Raw genomic sequence first — 2,583 nt, 5'->3', positions numbered from 1 at the left:
AGGCTGGGCGTGTCCGAGGAAGCGCACCGGGAGTACTTCTCCGGACTCCTCGGCGATGTCACGGACACCACCGCCCCCTACGGACTCCACGACGTCCGCGGCGACGGCACGGACCTCACGCAGGCCAGACGGAAGGTGGACGACGAACTGACAGAGCGCGTCCAGGCCCTGGCACGCTCGCGGGGGGTCAGTCCCGCCACGGTCTTTCACCTGGCGTGGGCCCGGATGCTGGCAGCGGTGTCGGGCCGCGACGACCTCGTGTTCGGGACCGTGCTGCTGGGCCGGGCCACCGTCGGAGCCGACCGGGTTCCGGGACTGTTCATGAACACCCTGCCGGTCAGGGTCAAGCTGGCCGGGCAGCCGGTGGGGCGGGCGCTGACGGACCTGCGCGACCAGCTCGCCGAACTGCTGGCGCACGAACACGCGCCGCTGACACTGGCTCAGGCGGCCAGCGGCCTGCCCGCCGGGGCACCCCTGTTCACCGCTCTGTTCAACTACCGGCACGGCAGGCCGGCCGCCCACGGGCAGGACGGCGTGCTCGCGGACGTCACGACCCTCTTCACCCAGGAGCGCAACAACTACCCGCTGGGCGTCTCGATCGACGACGACGGCGAGACGTACGGCGTCACCGTGGACGCCGCCCGTCCCGTGGACGCCGACCGGGTCGCCGCACTGCTGGAGACGACCCTCGGCCACCTCACCACCGCCTTGGAGCACACTCCCGACCTCCCCCTGCTGTCGGTGGACGTTCCCGGCGCCACGGAACGGACCCACGAGGACGAGGCCCCCTCCCCGGTCGGCGGGCGGGCCGTGCTCGTACCCCAGGCGGACGGGGCACGGCCGGGTACCGGCCGCGCCCCCGCCACCGCCCACGAGGAACTGCTCTGCCAAGCCTTCGCCCATGTGCTGGGCAGGGAACGGGTCGGTCCCGACGACGACTTCTTCACGCTCGGTGGGAACTCCCTGCTGGCGACCCGGCTGGTCAGCCGCATGCGGTCGGCACTCGGGATGGAGGTGTCGATACGGGCGCTGTTCGAATCGCTGACACCGGGCCGCCTGGCCGAGCGACTGCGCCCGGTCGCACCCGGCCGTACGGCCCTCATCGCACAGGAACGTCCCGAGCGGCCGCCCCTGTCCTTCGCGCAGCGCCGGTTGTGGTTCATCGGACAGCTGGAGGGCTCCAGCGCCAGCTACAGCAACACCACCGCCCTGCGGCTGCGCGGAACCCTGGACGTGGAAGCGCTGAGCGCGGCGCTGCGGGACGTGATCGGCCGCCACGAGGTGCTGCGGACGGTGCTCCCGGCCGAGGACGGCGAGCCCTACCAGCGGATCCTGCGCACCGAGGAGATCGACTTCGAGTTGACCGCCGCAGAGGTCGACGCCGGAGACGTCATGGCCGAGATCGGCCGTGTGGCGGGACACCCCTTCGACCTCGCCACGGAGATCCCCATCCGGGCCTGGCTGTTCACCCTGGCGCCGGACGAGCACGTCCTCGTGTTGGCCGTGCACCACATCGCGACCGACGGCTGGTCGATCGCGCCACTGGCACAGGACATGTCGGCCGCGTACACGGCGCGCCTGGAGGGCCGGGCACCGGACTGGACTCCCCTGCCGGTGCAGTACGCCGACTACGCCCTGTGGCAGCGGGACATCCTGGGTGACGCGGGCGACCCGGACAGTGTCCGGGCCCGGCAGCTGGCGTTCTGGCGAGACACCCTCGCAGGGGCCCCCGACGAGATGGCGCTGCCCACGGACCGGCCCCGTCCCGCGGTGCCGACGCGCCGGGGGGACGAGATCCGCGTGGAACTCCCCGCAGACCTGCACCGGCGCATCACGGAACTGGCCGCCACCGAGCAGGTCACCGTGTTCATGGTGCTCCAGGCGGGCCTCGCGGCGCTGCTGAGCAGGCTGGGAGCGGGCCACGACATCCCGATCGGCACCGCGCTGGCCGGCCGGACCGACGACGCGCTCGACGATCTGATCGGCTTCTTCGTCAACATGCTCGTGCTGCGCACCGACGTGTCCGGCGACCCGAGCTTCACCGAGCTGCTGCGACGGGTGCGTGACACCGACCTGGCGGCGTACGCGCACCAGGACCTGCCCTTCGACCACGTGGTGGAGGAACTGGTCCCCGAGCGCTCCCTGGCACGGCAACCGCTGTTCCAGGTGGCGCTGGATGTGCAGAACGTCCCGGAAGCCGGGCTGCGACTGCCCGGCCTGGAGGTGAGCGGCGAACCGCTCTCCCACGGCGTCGCCAGGTACGACCTCGCGCTGAGCCTGTCGGAGCGCCGCGACGGGCAGGGCGGCCCGGACGGGATGTACGGCACCCTCACGACGGCGGCCGACATGTTCGACCGGGCGACGGCCGAGCGGATCGCCGGCCACCTGGTCCGGCTGCTGACGGTGGTCACCGCCGACGCGGAAGTACCCCTGAGCACGGTGGAGTTGCTCTCCCCGGACGAGCACCGACGGATCGTGATCGACTGGAACGACACGGCGCGGGCGGTGCCGGAGGCGCTGGTGCCGGATTTGTTCGCGGTGCAGGCGGCGCGGGCGCCGGAGGCGGTGGCGCTGGTCGGTGGT

At 72.3% G+C, this 2,583-nt stretch carries 1 protein-coding gene; it reads left to right on the top strand.

Annotated features, from left to right (window positions below; genetic code table 11):
* Positions 1-9: 9 nt before the first annotated feature.
* Positions 10-2,583 (top strand): condensation domain-containing protein (locus ACZ3I3_RS41290; protein WP_467373021.1); only part of this gene is annotated, 2,574 nt, incomplete at its 3' end.

It is taken from the genome of Streptomyces sp. NPDC016851 (assembly GCF_055562795.1).
This window is presented reverse-complemented; position numbering and strand designations above follow the sequence as displayed.